Annotated in this window: 20 protein-coding genes; 13 read left to right on the plus strand and 7 right to left on the minus strand. The window is 32.8% G+C overall.

Translation table 11 applies throughout. From position 1 onward, the window contains the following. Positions 1-178: 178 nt before the first annotated feature. Positions 179-1777, minus strand: a complete 1599-nt coding sequence (locus OM075_RS02930; protein ID WP_301188973.1) for a SulP family inorganic anion transporter — start codon at positions 1775-1777, stop codon at positions 179-181. 338 nt (positions 1778-2115) lie between these two features. Between OM075_RS02930 and OM075_RS02935 the strand changes: the two genes are divergently transcribed. Beyond that, a complete protein-coding gene (locus OM075_RS02935; RefSeq protein WP_301188974.1) occupies positions 2116-3732 on the plus strand; it encodes a PAS domain-containing sensor histidine kinase in 1617 nt (538 codons plus the stop codon). A 99-nt stretch (positions 3733-3831) separates the two neighbouring features. After that, complete coding sequence (locus OM075_RS02940) at positions 3832-4200, plus strand: NifB/NifX family molybdenum-iron cluster-binding protein (protein ID WP_301188975.1); 369 nt, start codon at positions 3832-3834, stop codon at positions 4198-4200. Between the two features lie 15 nt (positions 4201-4215). Here OM075_RS02940 and nadD read toward each other — a convergent pair whose 3' ends face one another. The 3 genes from nadD to OM075_RS02955 all read right to left on the minus strand — a co-directional run bounded on the left by nadD (position 4216) and on the right by OM075_RS02955 (position 6429). Further along, complete coding sequence (gene nadD / locus OM075_RS02945; RefSeq protein ID WP_301188976.1) at positions 4216-4812, minus strand: nicotinate (nicotinamide) nucleotide adenylyltransferase; 597 nt, start codon at positions 4810-4812, stop codon at positions 4216-4218. Next, positions 4805-5377 (minus strand): guanylate kinase, encoded by a 573-nt coding sequence (gmk, locus tag OM075_RS02950; RefSeq protein ID WP_301188977.1) that lies wholly within the window; start codon positions 5375-5377, stop codon positions 4805-4807. Before gmk ends, nadD begins: the two co-directional genes overlap by 8 nt. Positions 5378-5553: 176 nt before the next feature. Next, on the minus strand, positions 5554-6429 hold the full coding sequence (locus OM075_RS02955; protein WP_301188978.1) for a YicC/YloC family endoribonuclease: 876 nt from the start codon (positions 6427-6429) through the stop codon (positions 5554-5556). Between the two features lie 302 nt (positions 6430-6731). Between OM075_RS02955 and OM075_RS02960 the strand changes: the two genes are divergently transcribed. After that, entirely contained in the window at positions 6732-7610 is an 879-nt protein-coding gene (locus tag OM075_RS02960) for a MerR family transcriptional regulator (protein WP_301188979.1), read from the plus strand. Positions 7611-7712: 102 nt separating this feature from the next. Beyond that, positions 7713-8183: a hypothetical protein gene (locus OM075_RS02965; RefSeq protein ID WP_301188980.1), complete on the plus strand. Its 471-nt coding sequence runs from the start codon at positions 7713-7715 to the stop codon at positions 8181-8183. A 64-nt stretch (positions 8184-8247) separates the two neighbouring features. Here OM075_RS02965 and OM075_RS02970 read toward each other — a convergent pair whose 3' ends face one another. After that, a complete protein-coding gene (locus tag OM075_RS02970; RefSeq protein ID WP_301188981.1) occupies positions 8248-8697 on the minus strand; it encodes a NanQ anomerase/TabA/YiaL family protein in 450 nt (149 codons plus the stop codon). Positions 8698-8823: 126 nt separating this feature from the next. Between OM075_RS02970 and OM075_RS02975 the strand changes: the two genes are divergently transcribed. Further along, the gene (locus tag OM075_RS02975; protein WP_301188982.1) at positions 8824-9249 is read left to right on the plus strand and encodes a DUF6483 family protein; all 426 of its coding nucleotides are present in this window, start codon (positions 8824-8826) and stop codon (positions 9247-9249) included. Positions 9250-9272: 23 nt separating this feature from the next. Here OM075_RS02975 and yccS read toward each other — a convergent pair whose 3' ends face one another. Continuing rightward, complete coding sequence (gene yccS / locus OM075_RS02980) at positions 9273-11420, minus strand: YccS family putative transporter (protein ID WP_301188983.1); 2148 nt, start codon at positions 11418-11420, stop codon at positions 9273-9275. 229 nt (positions 11421-11649) lie between these two features. Between yccS and OM075_RS02985 the strand changes: the two genes are divergently transcribed. Next, a complete protein-coding gene (locus tag OM075_RS02985; protein ID WP_301188984.1) occupies positions 11650-12294 on the plus strand; it encodes a Pycsar system effector family protein in 645 nt (214 codons plus the stop codon). A 3-nt stretch (positions 12295-12297) separates the two neighbouring features. Here the strand turns inward: OM075_RS02985 and OM075_RS02990 are convergent, their stop codons facing one another. Continuing rightward, entirely contained in the window at positions 12298-13578 is a 1281-nt protein-coding gene (locus OM075_RS02990; RefSeq protein ID WP_301188985.1) for an MFS transporter, read from the minus strand. Positions 13579-13908: 330 nt separating this feature from the next. Between OM075_RS02990 and OM075_RS02995 the strand changes: the two genes are divergently transcribed. The 7 genes from OM075_RS02995 (at position 13909) to OM075_RS03025 (ending at position 23153) form a co-directional block, all read left to right on the plus strand. Beyond that, entirely contained in the window at positions 13909-14505 is a 597-nt protein-coding gene (locus tag OM075_RS02995) for a rhomboid family intramembrane serine protease (RefSeq protein WP_301188986.1), read from the plus strand. A gap of 65 nt (positions 14506-14570) precedes the next feature. Next, on the plus strand, positions 14571-15374 hold the full coding sequence (locus OM075_RS03000) for a M48 family metallopeptidase (protein ID WP_301188987.1): 804 nt from the start codon (positions 14571-14573) through the stop codon (positions 15372-15374). Between the two features lie 277 nt (positions 15375-15651). Then, the gene (locus OM075_RS03005) at positions 15652-16056 is read left to right on the plus strand and encodes a hypothetical protein (protein WP_301188988.1); all 405 of its coding nucleotides are present in this window, start codon (positions 15652-15654) and stop codon (positions 16054-16056) included. A gap of 128 nt (positions 16057-16184) precedes the next feature. Then, on the plus strand, positions 16185-19487 hold the full coding sequence (secA, locus tag OM075_RS03010; protein WP_301188989.1) for a preprotein translocase subunit SecA: 3303 nt from the start codon (positions 16185-16187) through the stop codon (positions 19485-19487). 92 nt (positions 19488-19579) lie between these two features. Continuing rightward, entirely contained in the window at positions 19580-20410 is an 831-nt protein-coding gene (gene lgt, locus OM075_RS03015) for a prolipoprotein diacylglyceryl transferase (protein ID WP_301188990.1), read from the plus strand. Between the two features lie 95 nt (positions 20411-20505). After that, positions 20506-21744, plus strand: a complete 1239-nt coding sequence (locus OM075_RS03020) for a M48 family metallopeptidase (RefSeq protein ID WP_301188991.1) — start codon at positions 20506-20508, stop codon at positions 21742-21744. A gap of 161 nt (positions 21745-21905) precedes the next feature. Then, on the plus strand, positions 21906-23153 hold the full coding sequence (locus tag OM075_RS03025; protein WP_301188992.1) for a CinA family nicotinamide mononucleotide deamidase-related protein: 1248 nt from the start codon (positions 21906-21908) through the stop codon (positions 23151-23153). The last annotated feature ends 200 nt before the right edge of the window (positions 23154-23353 follow it).

The raw sequence follows: 23353 nt of genomic DNA on the forward strand, positions 1-23353 counted from the left end.
ATCATGATGAAAATATAAGAATTAATCCAGTTATCAAGATGAATTTTACCAAACGCCATGAAATAATGGTGAAATATACAAAAAATGCTTATTTATGACTTGTATTTTATGATATAGATTGGCATAAAAAAAGCCTGCTGTAAACAGCAAGCTCTAATATGATATATGATTTTTATATTTATACCGTTTTTAGTTCTTCTACCTTTTTGCGGTAATTATTAATGGCAACATGATAATCCGGATCTTTAAGTACATTCACGTCACAGATTTTTTCAGCTTTCTTAATTAATTTAACGCAGTCAGAGGATAAATATCTAAGGTGAACGTTTGTTCCGATCAATTGATACTTTTCTGCTAATTTATTGATTGCCTCAATAGCAGATTGATCCATAATACGAGATTCTTCAAATGATATCACGACTTCTTTAGGATCGTTTTTAACATCAAAGCTATTGATAAAGGATGTAGTTGCGGCAAAGAATAAAGGCCCGTGAACAATATAGTGTTTAACGCCCTGATCATCCATTACACTTGAAACACGAATTTTAACTGCGTTTTCCCATGCAAATACCAATGCAGATACTACAACACCAGCAGACACAGCCACAGCTAAATCAAAAATTACAGTAAGTGCAGTTACCAAAACAATGACGATAACGTCAGCTAAAGGAATTTTATTGATAATTTTAAATGTACTCCAGGCAAAAGTACCGATAACAACCATAAACATAACTCCAACCAAGGCTGCAATAGGAATCATTTCAATATAACTTGAAGCAAATAAAATAAACATTAATAGTGCAACTGCAGCAACAATACCAGAAAGTCGACCTCTACCACCAGACTTAATGTTAATGATACTCTGTCCAATCATGGCACAACCACCCATTCCACCAAAAAATCCGTTTGTGATATTAGCAATACCCTGAGCAACACACTCTCTGTTACCGCTTCCTCTGGTTTCCGTTAATTCATCAACTAATGTAAGAGTCATTAATGATTCGGTTAAACCAATTGTAGCAAGAATTAATGAATATGGTAAAATAAATTTAATGGTCTCTAAATTAAAAGGAATCATTGGTACGTTAAAAGTTGGCAGACTTGCTTTAATTCCGGTACCACCTTTTGAAACAACAAATGATCTTACCGTTTCAGTTTCAATTCCACCTAATATCACAATTAATGAAACAACTACAATACCAACTAAAGCTGCAGGGATTTTTTTGCTAAACATAGGCAAGAAATACATGATTCCCATTGTGAGTGCCACTAATCCTAACATGATAAATAAAGGAGATCCACTTAAAAAATCGCCACCAATTTTAAACATTCCTAATTGAGAAGTGAAAATTACGATGGCCAACCCATTAACAAAACCCATCATTACGGATTGAGGAACCATACGAATAAACTTTCCCAGTTTTAAGAATCCTGCAGTCATTTGAAATAACCCGGCTAAAATAATAGTAGCAAAAAGGTATTGAATACCCATCATGTCACCTGGTGCTCCCATTGCATTACCTTCACTAACAAGGTTAACCATTACTACTGCAAGAGCTCCGGTAGCTCCGGATATCATTCCAGGTCGTCCTCCAATAATTGCAGTAACTAATCCCATCATAAATGCTCCGTACAAACCAATGATAGGTGAAATACCTGCCACAAAAGCAAAGGCAACAGCTTCCGGAACAAGTGCAAGTGCAACCGTAAGCCCTGATAAAATATCATCCTTAACAGAACCTTGTCGCTTGTCGATAAAAGAAAATGTAAATTTCATATGATTTATTATTTATTTTCAAAAGTCAAAAGAATCGAAAGTATGATCTGCACGAATGGCAGATTAGATTGTTGATTTTTATGGAAATACGATTCTTATATTGTGTTTTTTTACAACGATTAATGATAAAGGTGCTTTTAAACCTTATAAAAACAGCCGGCAAAATTAGCAAATTCGTATGATATTAATCAGTGATATTGAGATTAATAGACTAGTAAAAAAATAAAGTATGTTAAAATATGTTTATTAATCATATGGCTATTGGATTAGTTTAAATATTGTGCTTAATTGGTTTTCAGTGTTTTTATGGTTATATTTTTCTCCCAAATAAGAGGGTTATGGTTTCAGATGGTGATGACTTTTTAATTGGAAAATTGAAGGATGAGTTAAGTAAGGTTCAGGAAAAAATACCTGAAGTAGATTTAACTACTGTTTTTTCTATAGTTGATCAATTGAAAGAAGCAGCCAAACCTAAAAACAATCGTTTGCATGTTCCTAAAATACTGATATCAATATTAGAGCACGTTAATCTACAAGTATATATTAAAGATCAGGACTTTAAATATATTTTTGCGAATAAAAAGTTCCTTGCAACTTTTGGTTTTCAGTCTGTTAATGAAATTATAGGTAAAACAGATTATGATTTAGAGTTTGATAAGAATATTTGCAAGCGTTTTAATAAAATGTATCAAAAGATGCAAGAAGAGAAGCTGCCTGTTAAGCGAGAAATCAGCTATTATTTAAAAAGTAGCGGCAAGGTAGTTTATATTGAAACTCATAAGTCTCCAATTTTAGATGATAATAATGAAGTAACGGGATTTTTGGGAATTATAGAGGATGTTACTGAAAGGAAATCTTCTATTCAGGCATTAATGCATAGTGAAGCCAGATTAAAAAATTACTTTTTAAATACCAATGATGGTATTTTTATTTTGGATTATAAGTTTGATATTGTTGATGTTAATCCTGCTGCATTTAACATAACCGGTTATGACAGGCCGTATCTTATATCTAAAAATTTCTTTTCTTTATTTGTAGATAATGAAGATTTAGCACATTTTAAAGATGCTTGTAGTTTGGTTGATGTAAATTCAGAGTCGCACGAATGTGCTTTAATATCAAAGAATAATGAGGCGCTAAAACATCTTAAACTGGATTTGTTGAATGTTGAAATAGATCATTATATCTGTTTTGCATATGATATTTCTGACCTGAAAAGAGCAGTAAAAAAAGCAGAAGAAAGCAATAAATTAAAAACCGCATTTCTTCAGAATATTAGCCATGAAATACGTACTCCATTAAATGCCATTATAGGTTTTAGTAATATTCTGGTTCAAAAGTTATATGATACAGAAGAGGATGCGGATAGCTATAAAAAGGTGATTTATACAAATTCTGAATATTTGCTTGGATTGGTGAATAATGTGTTGGATTTGAGTAAAATTGAAACGGGACAAACAACTTTGTATCCAGAAGATATTATTATTATTCCATTTATTCGAAATGAAGTTCTTCCTGTAATTGAATCTGAAAAGAATCGATTAGATAAGAATAATGTAGAACTGAAGGTGGATTTACGTGAGGTTTCCAGTGATTGTGTAGTTTATACTGATTCAGGAAGATTGAAACAGATTATTACCAATTTGATGCATAATGCCTTAAAATTTACTGCTGAAGGTCATGTGTCATTAAAAATTTCAGAAACTGATGATTTGCTTTGCTTTGTAGTTTCTGATACAGGTATTGGGATTCACAATGAGCAAATAGGTCGAATTTTTCATCGTTTTTATAAAATTCAGGGGGATGGCAAAGGATTACCAGTTTCCAGTCAGGGTTCTGGATTAGGATTAGCAATTGTTAAAAGATTATTGGGCTTAATGGGAGGTAATATAAAGGTGGAATCGGAAGTTGGTAAGGGATCAAGCTTTTATTTTGAAATTCCCAAGCATTTATAAGTAAAAATAGTCAGTTTTGATAGTAATGTATTAATGAGAATATTCTTATATTTGTACACTTAATATTTCCAGAAAGTAAATAATATAATAATATAACTTATGAAGAGAGTAGCAATACCTACTAAAGGAACTTTGATTGATAGTCATTTTGGTCATTGTGAAAAATTTACCATTTATACATTATCCGAAGATAATAGTATTGTTAAAACAGAAGAGTTTAAAGGTCCTGAATCGTGTGGTTGTAAAAGTAATCTGGCCAATGATTTAAGCGAAATAGGCGTTAATGTTTTGTTGGCAGGAGGAATGGGACAAGGTGCAATTAATACCCTAAAGAGAGCTGGTATTGAAGCATATATTGGTTTTACTGGAGAAATTACAGATGTATTAAATCAGTGGCTTGCCGGAAGCAAAGGAAATTATTCTGTTTGTACCGCTCATGGAGATGGCGATCATGAATGTTCGCACTAAATGTTTTTAGTTATTCTAGTGATGAAATTTATATAGCCCGTGATTTTTAATATAGTCATGGGCTTTTTTCGGTATTAAGTAACTGTAATCTTTATCCTCAGAAAGTCCTTTTCGTATCAATGTTGATGAAATATTGAATACAGGAGCATCTATTATTGAAATAGTATCCGTTAACAATTCTTCTGCAATGGGATATTCTGGTCTTGGATATATTTTAATGGTGCATAATCTCATAATCTCATCAATATTTTTCCAACGGTTTAAATTGATCAGATTATCAGAGCCCATTATAATTGAAAAATGAAAATTTGGGTGTAAAAAAGTCAATTCATTTAAAGTCTTATAAGTATATGATGGCGTAGAAAGTTTCAGTTCAATATCACATACTTTAAACTTAGGATAACTACCAATACTATCCTCAAGCATATTTACCCGGTGTTTAGCATCAACAAGCTCACTAGTGTTTTTAAATGGGTTTTGAGGGCTCACTACAAACCAAACTTCATCAATATCGCTGTTTTCAGCAATGTAATTAGCTAAAGCTAAATGCCCCACATGAACAGGGTTGAACGAACCAAAAAATAATCCAATATGCTTATTGTGATCAAACATTTAAAAAATCAGATAAAACCGTTTCAACTTCACTTATAGCTTGCTCAAGTTTATCATTTACAATAATATGATCAAATCCATCAGCATAACTAATCTCTTTTTCAGCTTTATCCAACCTTTGCTGTATTACATCTAAAGAGTCCGTTCCTCTGATTAGTAGTCGGTTTTTTAGTTCCTGAACCGATGGTGGCTTAATAAAAATAGCAATAGCTTGTTCGCCATACATCTTTTTAATATTCAGTCCGCCAACCACATCAACATCAAAAACAATATTATTTCCTTGTGAAGTTATTCTTTCTACTTCACTTTTTAGTGTACCATAATATTTATCTGTATAAACCTCCTCCCATTCAAGTAGGTCTCCGGCATCAATTCTTGTTCGGAACTCATCGGGAGTTAAAAAGTAATAATCAATACCATGCTTTTCTTGTCCCCGGGGATCTCTGGTGGTAGCTGAAATCGAAAACTCCATATTAAAATCTTTTTGTAAAAGATGCTTAACAATTGTTGTTTTACCTGTACCCGATGGAGCAGAAAATATGATTAACTTTCCTTTTTTTGTCATTTACCTGATGTATTTTATAATTATAATTTTTGGATTATTGTTATAATCCGCTAAGTATTTGTAATGTTTTAATTGTTAGATATGTCTAGATCTGATAGGTGAGTGAGTAAAGTACTTATAATAAATGCTTTGCAAATCAGTCTATCGTCTTTTATCTAACATCTAATAATCTACTGTTACAGTATATTTAAGTTTTGTTCTTTAATCTTTTCCAGTTCATCTTTCATCTGGATAACCAGTTTTTGAACTTCTGAATGGTTTGCTTTTGAACCTAATGTATTAATTTCTCTTCCTATTTCCTGGGTAATAAAACCTAACTTTTTACCTACCATTTCCTCATTAGCAATGGTTTCTAAAAAATAATCCAGGTGATTTGCCAAACGTACTTTTTCTTCAGTGATATCGAGTTTCTCCAGGTAAAAAATCATTTCTTGTTCAAACCTGTTTTGATCTACCTTAATTTTTTCTTTTAATTCATTAAGCTGATCAAGTATTCTTTCTCTTATTTTTTCAATACGTTCTTTTTCGTATGGCTCAACTTGTAACGAAAGGCTTCTGATATTTTCAATTCGTGAAGTAATATCGTTTTTTAAGGTCTGGCCTTCCTGAGTTCTGAATTCATTTAAACAATTTAAAGCTTCACTAAAAGTCTTAGCAATTTTTTTCCATTCTTCATCATCCAGTTCAGCTTGCTCTGTTTTAATGGTGTCAGGTAATGGCATTATAGCCCTTAATATATCTGTTTTATCAATTAGTCCAAGCTTGTCTGCAATAGGTGACAATTGATTAAAATAATTTTCAATAACATGGGCATTTATGGAAGTGTTTTTTTCATTTCCTAAAAAATCAATATAAAAACCAACGTCAACCTTACCTCTTCCTAATTTTGTAGCAATCTCATTTCTCAAAATTAAATCCTTCTCTCTGTAGATATTCGGCAAACGCATGCTTACATCTAACTGTTTGCTATTTAAAGATTTGATTTCGATACTGATCTTTTTTCCGGGTAGTTCACATGTGGCTTTCCCAAAGCCTGTCATTGACTTTATCATAATTTGTTTTTTCTTATTCAACGCACAAAGTTAAACTTTTATCTGATATCGAAATCTTATATCCTTTTTAGTTTTTAATTATACGTATTGGTTGTAAGTGGTTAAAAGCAAGTTGTTAAACGTTATGTATATCCTTGTTTATGATTAAATGTTTGGTTTTTAGTAAAATATAATGATGTTTTTGCTGAACATTTTGGCCGTCTTTATGAACAAAACTTAAAGTACTCGGTTAACAATTATGAAAAGAAGATGAAAAAGTATTTATATAAAATACAGTATTTGATTAAAGAAAATATAGCAAGATGGGAGTTTACTCAATAAAAGATTTAGAAAAGATTTCTGGTATTAAAGCCCATACTATAAGAATTTGGGAGAGGCGATATAATATCGTGGTTCCTAACCGGACAGAAACAAATATTAGGTTGTATTCAGATACTGATTTAAAACGACTGTTAAATATCGCCATTCTAAACAAAAATGGTTTTAAAATATCGCACATTGCCAATTTGGGCGATGATATTATAAAGGAAAGGGTACTGGATTTATGTTTGGATGTTAGAAAGTCTGATATTCAGATAGAAAGTTTAATGATTTCGATGCTGGAATTGAATGAGAGTAAGTTTAATAATGTGTTGACTCATTCTATTATTAAACGAGGATTTGAATGTACCGTAGAAGAGATTTTATTTCCTTTTTTAGACCGCATTGGAATTTTATGGCAGGCAGGATCAATTACTCCGGCACAGGAGCATTTTATAAGTAATTTGATACGACAAAAGCTTATTGTGGCTATTGATAATGAAATGGAAAATGCTAAAGTGGATAAATTGATTATATTTTTTCTTGTTGAAGGGGAGGTTCATGAGCTGGGATTGTTGTTTTATAGTTTAATAGCACGAAAAGAAGGATTTCATGTATTATATCTTGGAGGTTCCGTTCCTTTAGATGATTTAATTAAAGTAAATGATATTCGTAAAGCCGATGCTTTTTTTAGTTCGTTTATTTCGCCTCCGGAGAATAATGATTTAGAAGCAATACTATTAACTCATAAAGAAAAATTTCCATCAACTCCTTTTTTTGTAAATGGGTTACAGGTTAGAAATTATAACAAAGAGTTGCCTCAAAATTTTACTGATGTTTCTTCTGTTGAGCAGTTTAAAAAAGCACTGAAAGAAATATAAAATTGAGTTGTAAATTTAGTGACGTATTAATGAATTTCATGAATTATTACCTTATATTGCACTCAATTATTTCTATTGAATTTATTACTAACTAAAATAAATATGAAGGACATTTTGATTGGTAAAGGGTATGGTGATATTCGATTTGGTATGACCCGCTCTGAAGTAAAAAAAGTTTTAGGTGAACCAACTGAAGTTGACCAATATGCTTCTAGCGAAGAATCTGATGATAATACAGAAGCTTTTCACTATGATGAAATTGAGTTGTCAGTATCTTTTGATGAGGTTGATGAATGGAAATTAAGCTCTATTGCAGTTAGTGATACGGAAGCAACTATTGAAGGAATGAAACTAATTGGTGTTTCTGAAGAAAAACTATTGGAAAAAGTTGAAAAACTTGATTTAGGTGAGTATGAAAAAGAAGATGTTTCATCTCCTGAAAGTCCGGATAATGAGGTGATTACTTTTTTTGAATCTAGTATTAATTTCTGGTTTGAGAATGGTGAAGTAACAGAAATTCAGTTTGGCCCATTTTGGGATGAAGAAAATGAAGAATATATTTGGCCAGAATAAAACAGGTCATTATTAAATAAAAATAAAACCCCAATCAATTCTAATGTTGATTGGGGTTATTTATTTATAATAAAATCTTTACAACCACTTTTTTAACTGGTTTTGATTCACCAATTTTAATTCCCGGAGCATGTATGTCATTTGGAAAAAAGATGGCAAACATGCCTTCTTCAACTTTTACATTGCTCACTTCTGCATTGTAAAAAGCCACATCTTTTTCGGGGTTATAAGCCTGAGAAATCTCCTGATCTTCAAGTGGTGCATAACCCATATATTCAGCACCTTTGTCTACATATTGTATGTCAATATATCTTTCATGTGTTTCTGGTCTTGCATTTTCAGGTTCTTTAGTATCATACTCCTGAACCATTGCAAAAATATTGTCACCATCAATATTATATCTACCAGGCTCAATTTCGCTAAAGTCAACTTCTTCAAGAAATTCAAGTCCTTTGTTGATTCTTTCACTTAGGTTGCGATAATGCTTTACATTATCAAGGCTATCTATAATCATATCTTAATGCTTAAAAATTGATGAGGTAAATATACATCTTTTACTTTTTAAATTTATTGAAGCACTTATGATTTAAATTTGAGAATGTATTATCTTCGAATATTATTTAAATGATATTGGAAAGCTATGATACGAAAGGATTACATATTAAGAATGATTGAAGAAATAGCTAAAGTTATTGCAGCTATTTTAGGATTGTTGAAGAAAGGTGACATAGAGCAGGCTCAGAAATTATATACAGGAGCATTAAACAGAGCTTTTAATTTAGATGAAAATAAAATACTTGAAATGGATGTGGAACAACTACGTGCCATTTTCGAAAATCAGTTTGGTGAGAGTTATGAAGGTCTTGAAATAATTGCCGGTTTATTGGTTAAAGGCGGCGATATTCATCTGGAAGCAAATGATGAAGACAAGGCTGAGTTGTGCTACATGAAAGCTTTATCCCTTTATAATTTAGTTGAAATGGAGTCGGGAACTTATTCATTAAACCGTCAGGCAGAAATGAAAAAAGTTACCCAGTTAATTGATGCTTTAAAAAATCGAGTTTAGGAGGCTGGTTAAATTTATTAGTCTTATTTTACCACATCAGCCGATTCGCGAAGTAGTTTGTTACTTACTCCTGCAATATTATATAATAATCTAAGCTGTTGTTTTTGTTTCGAATCTTTCAAATTGTCAATCTGATCCCTTAATTTAATTAGTAATGGTTTAAGTAACGGCACCTTAACTTCTGCATCTTTAGGTTGAATATTGCTTATTCTGCTTGCTGCTTCTTTTAGAGTCAGGTTTATAGTATTGATAATACTTTCTGTATCTAAAGGTAAGGCTTTTAGTTCATCTCTTTGAGCCCCAAATGCAGATATGTAAGATAATAAAACGTGGTTCAGATAAGTTATTGTAAAAGCATTATCTAATGCTCGTTTTCTTTTCTTAGGTTCAACACGCATACTTTGCCACGATAGCGTTAAAGCATTATCTGATTTATGTGCCAGACGTCTGGCTAATCGGTAGTTATAATCATCTTCTTTAGGGTACTTGTATTCATCCCATATCTCCGATAAATAAAAAGCGTTGTTTTTTAGTGCCGAAGATAGTAGAGTGGGTAATTGTTTATGTTGCCAGTTTGGCCATAAAAAGCGTATGGATAAAAAGGCAAGTGCAGCACCAATAATAGTATCAATTAATCTTGGTAACATCACTTCAACACCCATATTGGCAGTCATGTTATTGCCGGCTAAAACATATATGGTTATAAAAACAACTGCATAAGAATAGTTTGAATTTTTAAAGTAAAAGAAGAAATAGATACTTAAGAGGATTAATAATATTTGTCCTGCAAAGGTAGGCATAAAACTTACCAGTGATATTCCAAGTACTACACCACTTAGTGTTCCTAATATTCTTTCAAAAAGTCGCTTTTTTGTTTCGCTATAGGTCGGTTGACAAACAAATAGAGAAGTAAGAATAATCCATTCTCCTTTTTCCATATTGTTGGTTATTACAATAATATAGCCCACTAAAAAACACATGCTTAATCTGATGGCATATCTAAATCTTGGGTGTTTAATAGTAAGCTGATCTTTAATTCGTTTCCAAAAACTTCTTTCATCCTGACCTAAGCGAGGAATTGAAGTACTGATTTCTGGATTATACAGGTTTTTTAAAGATGTATGTGAACGTGTTAAGTTATGAAGCAATAATTCAAGTAACTCCCTGTCGTAATCCGGCAGCTTATCAATTTCAAATTCAAGTGCAGAAATAATCCAGGCTATAGACACCGGATGGTTATATTTTTGACCGGTCAGCATGCTTTCAGCCAAAGTTTTAGAAGCATGTGATAGTTGATGTAGCAATTCCGCAAAGCCTTCCAGAATCTCTTTGTATTCTGTTTTATCTTTTAGTTTTTCATAACGTTCATGACTGGAGGCAGCTCTTTCATGTAAACTTTGTAAAAGCATAAATCGCTGAAGAAAAGGAGCCAGTTCCTTTTGGTCTTTCACTTCTTCTCCATAGTTGTTGATTACTTCTTTACATTTTTCAAGAGAGGTAACCACATTTACATTAAGTATGGCTAATTTACTGCTAATGTTTGATTCTTTATTTTCACTGATTGGAAAAAACTTTGCTTTCTCTTCAAGATAAGCAGAAAGCGCATTAAAGCCTCTGGAAAGTTGCTCTTCAACAAGTCTGCCAGGCTTTTTATATAATAAAAAAAGTGAAATGGCACCATAGAACAAAGCTCCGGAACATAAAAGAAGAGGCTGTAAATACCAGTCCATATTTTTGTCTAAACCCAGCATGGCGTAGATGCCAATCAGTATTGCACCGTAAGAAATACCTCTGTATCGTTCACTAACTCCCCCAATTAAAACAAACAGGATTGTAGAAGAGATAAAACCAACTCCGAAAATGATAGGATAGGGTTTTAATATTGCTACCGATGTTGTTGTAATAGCAAAACTTATTATTGTAATAATTAAAGCTTTTAATCTTCCTTTGGGGTGGTCATCAGTTTCAGCTAACGCAGCGGCAACAGTTCCAAGAGATAACGTTGTTCCCCAAAAAGGATTGATAAATATAGAGAAAGGGATAACTTGCACAATACAGGCAATTACGACTTTAAGTGCAGTTAATCTACTGGGTTTTCTCCAAAATTCTTTTCTTAAAGACTGATACCAACTTTTTTGTGCAAGGTTATATGTAATTGAGTGCTTTGTCATTGCCTTAAATGCTTTGATTAATTTGTGGGTTAATCTACAAGGGGGATGTTTCAGACTGTAATGTTATGAAAATTTTCAATGGATAAGTGTATTGATTGTTTGAATTTTGTGAATCTATGTTAAAAATATGTAGAGAGTTTGAGGTTTAGTAAAATATATACATATTTGCATATATGAATTATATTGAGTTTAAAATGTAATTTGAACTTAAGGAAAACAAGAACTATATATGGAGCAAAATATATTCGTTGAAGATCAAATAAAAAATGCATTTAAAATAAATAAAAAAGATGAGGAAAAGGAAAAAGGGTTGTTTTATACCAAAAAGGAACCCAAAAAGTCTTTAACTAATTTTCAGAGAAATCAATATCGGGCATTATTTAATTCAATGGCATTAACCGATAGAAAATCAATGATTTTAGTTCGGATAAATACAACTTTACTTTCTGTTTTAATAGTTTTTAATCAATATGTGGTGGATCATGTTCCTATGGGTGCATATATTATTGTTACAGCATTGGTAGGAGTTGGTTTGTCTTTAATATTGAGTATGTTATCCTCAAAAACACCCGGTTTTTTAATTAAAAGAACATTGAGTAATCAAATTCTACCAAAGTATCCGGATTTAAAAGATAATATGCTGATTACTTTTTCAAATCCAACTTTGCAGGATTATGAGGAGGCAATGGATGAAATTGTAAGGAGCCAGGAGTTGCAGATTGGAAATCAAACACGATCCAGTTACTTATTTAATCGCATATTAATGCGTCAATACAGAATGTTGGATTTATCCTATAATGCTTTTATTATTACTATTATAGCAGTTGTTTTAATTTTTATTGCTGGTTTTGTTCATACTAACCTTATAATGTAAAGTTTAGCTTTTGGGGTATTTCTTTTGAGAGTATAACATCAATGTAATAGCAGAGATTAAGAAAAGAACTCCTACGCCATAAGTTATACTAAACCCAAACAATTCGTATAGTTTAATACCTATGATTGGGGCAAATAAAGCTCTAGCTCCTGTTAAAAACAAGTGTACAGATTGATAGTCGGCAGCTTCATGAGGTTCACAAAAATAACTGCTTCCAATGCCCCATAAAAGTGGCATGCTTCCCATAAAAAAGCCGTTGAAAATTACCGCAATTAATAACATGTGGTATAATTTAAGGCCCCATATTTCTGAGTAGGTAGGAATGTGTTCTGAGAGTGCTGTAAATACAATAAAAAGCATTAAAGAGCCAAACGTTATGATACCAAATCTTCTGGGATCTCTTTTGCCAATCAGTTTTCCAAAAATGGGCAAAACACCAATAGCAACCAGGTTAAAAGCATTGTTGTAAAAAGAAACAGAAGAGTAGTTTAAATCCAGTGCATCTTTATAAAAAATGGTAATAACAGCGTGGGTACTCATCCATGCAAAACCGTAAAGCATAAAACCTAATTCAAGATGTTTAAATGGTTTGTTGTTTTTTAAAATGTTGAAAATTCGTATAAATGAATCTCCCAAAGCTTTACCAATTGGTTTTACAACAGGATCAAGTTTCTGTTTAAACTCAATTTTTGTAAGTTGAAAAATGGAAACAACACCTAATATACCTACCATCGGGTAGAATATCCGATATGAATTTGGGTCAATATCAAGCAAAATACCAACAGTAAAGGTACTTACCATTGTAAGTATTTTATTTATAGTAGTTGCATAGCTAAATAGCTTTCCAAAATTATCATGTTGATAATTCCCTTTTAAATATTGATTTATTGAAGGTACAACCGCTATTTGTGAGGTGTAAAAGAGTAAAAATACACCCAAAAATAAAAAATGGAATTTAGGTGACAGGCCAGTCGTTTCATTAACAGCTGGAAAAATAGAAAAGATAACCAATGGCAAACGTGTTAATATTCCAACTGTTCGAAGTAAATTTTTTCTGTTTGGGTATCTGCGCATGATTTCATTTGCAAGCATGGCAAACAGAAATACAACCATGCTAAACTGAAATAAAAACGACAATTGTACATTTGATCCTTTTAAAGACTTTATGAAAATGAATTCGTTAAGGATTAATGCTCCTCTGGCAATTCCATCAATACTACTATAAAATAGGTGCAGTTTAAAAGCTTTTTTTTCACTGCTATCAAGTTGTTGAAGTATGTTCATATTTAAAAATGAGGCTGCAAAATTACGATAAACAATAATATGCTTTGTGATCAACCTCTTTAATTATCGTTAAAATGTTACTTTTGAATTAATACTGTTTTTATAAAGCATTGAAATTCGAATTATTTAATTCGATACACTTAATTGTATTAAATAATTCTTTACAACATAAAAAAACTGTTTGTGTTTAATATTTAGATCACTTGATGTTATTAATAAAATATAAGCAGATAAAGCAATTAGACTATTTTGAGAGGATTAGGTTCACATATGCCTATTGAAAAAAGGCGTTTTATACATAGTTTGGTTTTTCCAATACTCTTTGTGTTAATGATATTTTTTATTAAGCTCATTGAACAGCTTGAAGGAATCAGACTGACGGAATTTGGAGTTCGTCCACTTAGCAAAGAAGGTTTAATCGGTATTTTAACATCACCATTGATACATGGCGACTGGTCGCATTTGTATTCCAACTCAGTTTCCTTTTTAGTGTTAGGTGTTACCTTGTTTTATTTTTATAATAAGATAGCATACAAAGTTTTTTTTCTGATATATATATTAAGTGGCTTTGGAACCTGGCTGGCAGCAAGAGATTCATGGCATATAGGGGCAAGTGGTGTAATTTACGGTTTGACAGCATTTTTGGCTTTAAGTGGAATTATTCGGAAGTATTATCGGTTAATAGCAATATCGTTTATTGTTATTTTCTTTTACGGTAGCTTAATTTGGGGTGCTTTGCCCTTAAAAGTTGATTTGCCATACTCCTGGGAAGGTCATTTATGGGGCGGAATTGTGGGGTCAATTTTAGCTTTTGTATATAAAAATGAAGGACCGCAAAAACCTCGTTCTCCAATTGAAGATGAGGATGATTTGGAAGAAGATGAGGATGATAATCCATATTGGATGAATACAGATATTGAACCATAGTAAATAAAATATAGTTATTAATATTAATTTTGTTCTTGAAACCTAAATATGATTAAATAGATAAAATGAAAAATTATTGGAAACAAATAGTGGCATCAGTTATTGTTGTTACTGCAGTTGTAGCATGTTCAACTGTGCCTATTACAGGTAGAAAACAAATTAACTTATTACCATCCTCTCAAATGACTGAGATGGCATTAACCAATTATAAATCGTTTTTGGATAGTGCAAAAATTTCAATAGATAAAGCCAATACAGCATTAGTAAAGAAAGTAGGAGGAAAGATTGCTGCAGCAGTTGAAAAGTATATGAAAGATAACGGATTGGAAAGTGAGTTACAGTATTTTAGCTGGGAGTTTAATCTTGTTGAAGATAATACACCAAACGCATGGTGTATGCCTGGTGGTAAAGTTGTTTTTTACACAGGTATTTTGCCTTTTACCAAAGATGAGGCTGGTATAGCTGTTGTTATGGGACATGAAATTGCTCACGCTATTGCGCGTCATGGTAATGAGCGTATGAGTCAGCAAATGGGCGTGCAGGCTGTGGCTGCCGGATTACAAGTTGCATTGAGTGAAAAACCGGAACAAACACAAGCGCTTTATATGGGTGCTTTTGGCCTGGGAGCTCAATATGGCATGTTGTTACCTTATTCACGTACACACGAATCTGAAGCTGATAAAATGGGATTGGTATTTATGGCTATGGCGGGTTATAATCCTGAAGTTGCTGTTGATTTCTGGACAAGAATGGCACAGGGAGGAAGTAGTGTTCCTGAATTTTTAAGTACCCACCCTTCTGATGATACACGTATTCAAAATATCAAGGCTTTTTTACCAAAAGCTAAAAGCTATATGCCAGCCCAATAGTATATAGTATATATTTAAAATTTATAGTAGAGGTTTTTATTTTATATAAGAACCTCTTTTTTTTGAATGGAAATGGTTATTCCACTCACTTGATAAATCTATCTAATGTCATAATCTAAAATCTAGTGATCTAATGTTATATTGGTCTCAAATCTTTTACTACATTTGTGCTCATAGATTTTTGCAACAGAATAGATGAAATGCACAAGTGTTTTTTCTACAAAGAATAAACAAATGTGCGTTCAATATATAAAAAGAAGATAAATTAATTATATCAGTGAAAGAATTGTCCAAATTTAAAGTATTAAGCATTACGCTTTTAGTTACCATGTCATCATGTGTAACAGGGACAATTGATCTCAATGCTGAAACATTGCGTTCCTATGGTTTTGAGTTTGATATATCTTCTGTGGATAAAGTTCAAACAGTTCAACGCTACAAAAAATCCAAATCACAAAATAATAATAAGTTTCGTTTTAATCGCTTAGTTGAATCGGGACGAAAGCATATTGTTTACAGGGGATTAACTATTGATTATGTCCCTGTTACGGTACATTTAAGTTCTGCTTATTTTGCTGAACCATTGCTGAATCAGCGGGTTCTGTATTCAAAAAATATATATAAAACATTATATACTGGAGCCAGTTTCTTTAACAGAGCAGGTCCATCTACACTTCTTTAATATTCAGCTATAATTTTATAGGTTGGATTCTGATTTATTGATTAAGATTTATTTAATCATTTTTTTACAATAACCATAGTAATTCGGTTATTGATCCGTTTTGTATATAGAAATAAATAAAAATAATAATGGCATTAATTAATAATATTGTTACTAAACTATTTGGTAGCAAATATGATAGAGATTTAAAAGAATTAAATCCTATTGTGGATTTGGTGAAGGCAGTTTCTCCTGAAATTGAAAAGCTTTCAAATGACGAATTACGTCAGCGATCAGAAGGTTTAAAAGCTAAAATTCAGGCTTCTGTTAAGGATGATCAGGATAAAATTGCTTCATTGAAAGCTAAGATTGAAGCAAACTCAATTGGTATTGCTGAAAGAGAAAAAATTTACAACGAAATTGATAAGATTGAGAAAGAGATTGAGGAGAAAATAGAAGCTGTTTTAACAGAAATTCTTCCTGAAGCTTTTGCTATTCTTAAGGATACGGCACGTAGATTTACTCAAAATGAAACAGTAGAAGTGACTGCTTCTGATTTTGACAGAGATTTAGCAGCAAAGCATGACTTTGTAGAAATTGATAATGATAAGGCAATATGGTATAATTCATGGGAAGCCGGAGGTAATACAGTTACCTGGGAAATGATTCATTATGATGTTCAGTTGTTTGGTGGTGTTGCTTTACATCAGGGTAAAATTGCTGAGATGGCAACTGGTGAAGGTAAAACTCTTGTGGCTACTTTACCTGTGTTTTTAAATGCATTGGCAGGAAGAGGTGTTCATGTGGTAACAGTGAATGATTACCTTGCAAAACGTGACTCCGAGTGGATGGGGCCTCTTTATCAGTTTCACGGTTTAAGTGTTGATTGTATCGATAAACACCGCCCAAATTCAAATGAGCGTCGTAAAGCTTATAATTGTGATATCACTTTTGGTACAAACAACGAATTTGGTTTTGATTACCTAAGAGATAATATGGCCACTTCTCCTGAAGATTTGGTTCAACGTAAACATAATTATGCTATTGTCGATGAGGTTGACTCGGTGTTGATTGATGATGCCCGTACACCATTGATTATTTCAGGTCCTGTACCTAAAGGCGATGATCAGTTATTTGAGGAATTAAAACCAAAGGTTGAACGTTTAGTTGAAGCACAACGTCAATTGGTTTCAGGAATTTTGGTAGATGCCAAAAAGAAAATGAAATCAGACAATAAGAAAGAGGCAGAAGAGGGTGCTCTTGAGCTTTTACGTGTTTATAAAGGTCTTCCTCGTAATAAACCATTGATCAAGTTTTTAAGTGAGCCAGGAATAAAAGCTCATATGATTAAAACTGAAAATTACTATATGCAGGAAAATAACAAAAACATGCATATTGTTACTGATCCTTTATATTTTGTAATTGATGAAAAACATAATTCAATAGAACTTACTGAAAAAGGTATTGATTTAATTACAGGAGATTCTGATGATCCGCATTTCTTTGTTCTTCCTGATATTGGTTCTGAAGTGGCAGAGCTTGAGAAATCATCAATGGATGAAAAAGAAAAACTGGCTAAAAAGGATGAATTACTTCAGAGTTATGGAATTAAGTCGGAAAGAGTTCATACCATAAACCAGTTGTTAAAAGCATATACTTTGTTTGAAAAAGATACCGAATATGTGGTAATGGATAACAAAGTTAAAATCGTAGATGAGCAAACAGGGCGTATCATGGATGGCCGTCGTTATTCAGACGGACTTCACCAGGCTATTGAAGCTAAAGAACGTGTAAAAGTAGAGGCTGCAACACAAACTTATGCAACCATTACTTTACAAAACTACTTTAGAATGTACCATAAGCTTTCGGGTATGACAGGTACAGCTCAGACTGAAGCTGGTGAGTTATGGGATATCTATGAATTGGATGTAGTTGTTATTCCAACAAATAAACCAATTGCTCGTGATGACCGTGAGGACAAAGTTTATAAAACCAATCGCGAAAAATACAATGCTGTTATTGAAGAGATTGTTGGATTGGTAAAAGAGGGACGTCCGGTATTGGTTGGAACAACATCTGTTGAAATTTCAGAGTTGTTAAGCCGAATGTTGAAGATCAGAGGCATCAAGCACAATGTACTGAATGCGAAACTACACCAACGCGAGGCTGATATTGTGGCTGAGGCCGGAGGAAAAGGAGTTGTAACTATTGCAACAAACATGGCAGGTCGTGGTACCGATATTAAACTTTCTGAAGAAGTGAAAAAAGCAGGTGGTTTAGCTATTGTTGGTACAGAACGTCATGAGTCTCGTCGTGTTGACCGTCAGTTAAGAGGTCGTGCTGGTCGTCAGGGAGATGTGGGTAGTTCACAATTCTTTGTTTCTCTTGAAGATAACTTAATGCGTTTATTCGGTTCTGACAGAATCGTTAAATATATGGATAGATTAGGCGTTGAGGATGGTGAGGTTATTCAGCATTCAATGATTACTAAATCTATTGAAAGAGCTCAAAAGAAAGTTGAGGAAAATAACTTTGGTATTCGTAAGCGATTATTGGAGTATGATGATGTGATGAACTCTCAACGTGAGGTGATTTATACCAAACGTAAGCATGCTCTTTATGGGGAAAGAATTCAGGTTGATTTATCAAATATGATATATGATACTTGTGAGAGTATTGTGAATGATCATCATCAAAATGCAGATTTTGAAGGCTTTGAAATGGACTTGATCAGAGTATTTTCTGTTTCATCTCCTTTTGAACAGGATGATTTCTTAAAAGGAAATCCTAGTGAGTTGGCTGATAAATTGTATAACGATGTTTGGAATGCTTATACAAGAAAAATTGATACAATTAAGGCGCAAGCAATGCCTGTAATTAAAGACGTTTATGAAAATAGAGGTCAGCAGTATCAAAATATCGTAGTTCCATTTACTGATGGACAAAAGATTTTCCAAATCAATACAAACCTTAAAAAAGCATACGAAACAGAAGGTGCTGAGTTGGTTAAATCATTTGAGAAAGCCATTATTTTAATGACCATTGATAATGCATGGAAAGAGCATTTGCGTGAGTTGGATGACTTAAGAACAGCAGTTCAAAATGCATCTTATGAGCAAAAAGATCCTTTGTTAATTTATAAGTTCGAGTCATTTGAGTTATTTAAATCAATGTTGGAACAAAGTAACAAAGATGTTGTTTCTACTTTGGTTAAAGCTAGTATCCCTGTTCAGGATCCAAATGAAATTAAACAACAGGAGGAGCGTAAACGTCAGGATTTAAGTAAATTGAAAACCAGTAAAGATGCTTATCCGGGAGCTGGTGGTGCTGAGGCTAAAGAAAAGCCAAAAGCCGAACCGGTAAGAGTGGAGAAAAAAGTAGGACGTAACGAACCTTGCCCTTGTGGTAGTGGTAAAAAATTTAAACAATGCCACGGAAAAGGTCAGGTTTGATATTAACCTGCGTTCGATTATTAAAGAATTAAATATAAAATGAAGAAAAAGAGACAAAGGATGATTTATTTTGTCTCTTAGATTAATAGCTTATGGTACTTGATTTCATTACATGGGGGGTAAAACCTGAAATTTTTCATTTAGGCCCTTTTTCAGTTAGATATTATGGTTTGTTTTTCGCCATTGCATTTTTGTTGGGCTATCAGCTTATGGAAAAAATGTTTAAGTGGGAGAAGATTCCATTACCCTGGTTGGAAAAGCTTTTTATGTATGTAATTATTGCTACTGTAATTGGTGCCCGTTTGGGCCATGTTTTCTTTTATGGTTGGGATTACTATTCTCAAAACTTAGGTGAAATCATAAAAGTGTGGCATGGTGGATTAGCCAGCCATGGTGGTGCTTTAGGAATTGTAATTGCGATTCTGATCTATTCTAAAAAAGTTTCTAAAAAATCTCCATTGTGGACACTGGACCGATTGGTTATTCCAACGGCTTTAGCTGCTTTTTTTATCAGAATGGGAAACCTGATGAATCATGAAATTTATGGACATCAAACAGATTTGCCATGGGCTTTTAAATTTGTGGAAAATGTGCATGAATGGATGGCAGGTGGACAGCCAATATATTCTTTGCCATCGCATCCAACTCAAATCTATGAAGCTCTATCTTATTTAGCTTTATTCGGAATCATCATGTGGATGTATTGGAAAACAAATGCAAAAGATCGCACAGGTTTAATCTTTGGTGTGTTCTTAATTGGAACTTTCCTTTCACGATTCCTTATTGAGTTTGTAAAAGAAAATCAGGAAGCCTTTGAAAAAGATATGCTTCTTAACATGGGGCAGCTATTAAGTATTCCTTTTGTATTAGCAGGAATTTATTTTATAGTTAAGGCACCAAAGTTAGATAAATCAAAGTCGTAAATATATTTATACAAGAAATTAGAAACCGTTCTTTATATACTTATGGTGGTTAAAGAACGGTTTTTTGCATATATAACTTTACAAATAAGTAAATAATGTACACAACAATATTTTATATAATAGTTGCAATTATTGTTATCGAGTTTATTTGGGATCGCATTTTATTGTATCTGAATACAACACGATGGTCTGAGGATATTCCTGCAGAATTAGAAGGAATTTACGATCAGGAAAAGTATGCCAAGCAACAACGTTATTCTAAAGTAAATCATCAATTTGGTTGGCTAACCGGTATTTTTAATCTGGTATTGGTGTTAGTGATGCTTTTTGCAGGTGGTTTTGCCATTGTTGATCATTGGGCGTTGGGTGTTTCTGATCATATTATTTTAAGAGCTTTGGTGTTCTTTGGTATGATCGGTTTGGCTTCAACTATTTTAAATCTTCCGTTTTCAATCTATAGTACTTTTGTAATTGAAGAGCGTTTTGGATTTAATAAAACAACCGTAAAAACATTTGTTGGTGATATGATTAAATCACTGGTAATTGGAGCCATTTTAGGAGGCGGGATTATGTCCTTAATTATTTGGTTTTATTCCATAGCTGGGGCGTATTTCTGGTTGTATGCATGGGGATTGGTAACAGTTTTTATGTTATTCATCACAATGTTTTATACATCAATTTTATTGCCCTTATTTAACAAACAAACACCTTTAGAGAGTGGAGAACTAAAATCTGCGATTGAGGAGTTTTGTAAAAAGGTAAACTTTAAATTGGATAATGTGTTTGTTATGGATGGTTCAAAACGAAGCACTAAAGCCAACGCTTTTTTTAGTGGATTAGGATCTAAAAAGCGAATTGTGTTGTATGATACATTAATCAATGATTTAAAAACAGATGAAATAGTTGGTGTGTTAGCGCACGAAATTGGTCACTATAAAAAGAAACACACCTTATGGGGAATGATTACCGGTATTTTACAAACAGGTATAATGTTGTTTATTTTTTCTGTATTTGTTGATTCTCCTGCCTTATCCCGAGCTTTAGGAGTGGATGAACCTGTTTTTCATATTGGATTAATAGCCTTTGGTATTTTATATAGTCCAATATCTGGTATTACAGGGTTAGTAAGTACCTTGTTGTCCCGTAAAAATGAATACGAAGCAGATGAATTTGCAGCTAAAAATCATAATTCAACATCTTTAATTAATGCTTTAAAAACAATATCAGTAAATGCATTGAGCAATTTAACGCCACATCCTTTGTATGTGTTTTTTCATTACTCACATCCGCCTTTATTAGAGAGAGTAAGAGCCTTAAAAAAGTTTGGCAAGTAAAATTTGATTTATAAAAGACTATAATTAAGACTAGGGAAAAGTAGCTTGATTACCATTGTTTTAAGTTGAGAAATAATTTGAGAAGATTTTGAATTTAGATGTTATCCACTTTTGACATTGAACCTTCAACTTTGAACTCAAATTTTAATACTTTATAAAAAATGAAAATAGAAATAGTAACCATAGGAGATGAGCTTTTAATTGGTCAGGTGGTAGATACCAATTCAGCCTGGATGGGACAGAAGTTAAACGAGGCAGGTTTTGAAGTATCCAGAATTAATTCAGTAAGTGATACGGAAGATGAGATTCTGAATATTTTAACTGAAACATCAAGTAGAGCCGATGTTGTTTTAATAACAGGTGGATTAGGCCCAACAAAAGACGATATAACCAAGGTTACTATGTGTAAATTCTTCAACACCGAACTAGTTTTTAGTGAGGAAGTTTTTGAAGATGTTAAATCATTGCTTAAAAGATATGTGCCTAATATAAATGAGCTAAATCGGGCTCAGGCTTTGGTTCCGGCAAACTGTACGGTCATTCGAAATCCTGTGGGAACAGCACCGGTTATGTGGTTTGATCATGAAGGAACTATTTTTGTTTCAATGCCAGGTGTGCCTTCGGAAATGAAGCATACAATGGAGTACAATATTATTCCACGTTTACTGGAGCGTTTTAAAATTGGAAGTATTGTGCATAAAACCGTGCTAGTCCATAATATTCCCGAAGCTGTTTTAGCTGAAATGCTGGAGGATTTTGAAGAAACAATTCCTGAATATATCAAGTTGGCTTATTTGCCTGCACCCGGCAGAATCAGATTAAGATTTACAGGTAGAGGAAGTGATAAAGCTATGCTGGAATCAAAAATTGAAGAATTGGTTCTGGGATTACAACCCATCATTGGTGATAATATTTTAGCATATGATGATGTTTCAACAACAGAAGTTATTGCAAAATTATTTACAGATAATAAATTGACTTTGGCTTCTGCAGAAAGCTGTACTGGTGGAAATATAGCCCATATGATCACCTCTTTATCCGGTAGTTCTGTTTACTTCAGAGGAAGTGTGGTAGCCTATCACAATGAAGTAAAACAACAGGTTTTAGGCGTAAAAGAAGAAGATTTATTAGAGAATGGAGCTGTAAGTCAACCTGTAGTTGAACAGATGGCTGAGGGGGCTAAAAAGATAATGGGAACGGACTATGCAGTTTCAACATCCGGTATTGCAGGTCCTGATGGAGGAACTGATGAAAAACCTGTAGGAACAGTCTGGATTGCTGTGTCAGGCCCAAATAAAACGGTAAGTCAAAAATTCCAGTTTGGAAATATTCGCGAAAGAAATATCATACGTTCGTCAGAAATGGCTATGGTAATGCTTAAAAATATGGTGGATAAGGATTTGAGGTAAATAATTCTCATAATCTAATAAAATAAAAAAAGCTGTGATCATTTAGATTGCAGCTTTTTTGTTTTATGTATTAATCATTGAAATTCAGATTGCTATGGAATAATATATTGTTTTTATGTAAATTTAAATGAAATAGAAAAAGGAGTTGTAATTGTTTACATAAATTTCACTATTTTAACATATATAAATTTATCAATCAA

The organism is Plebeiibacterium sediminum, assembly GCF_026013605.1.
Lineage (GTDB): Bacteria > Bacteroidota > Bacteroidia > Bacteroidales > Marinilabiliaceae > Saccharicrinis > Saccharicrinis sediminus.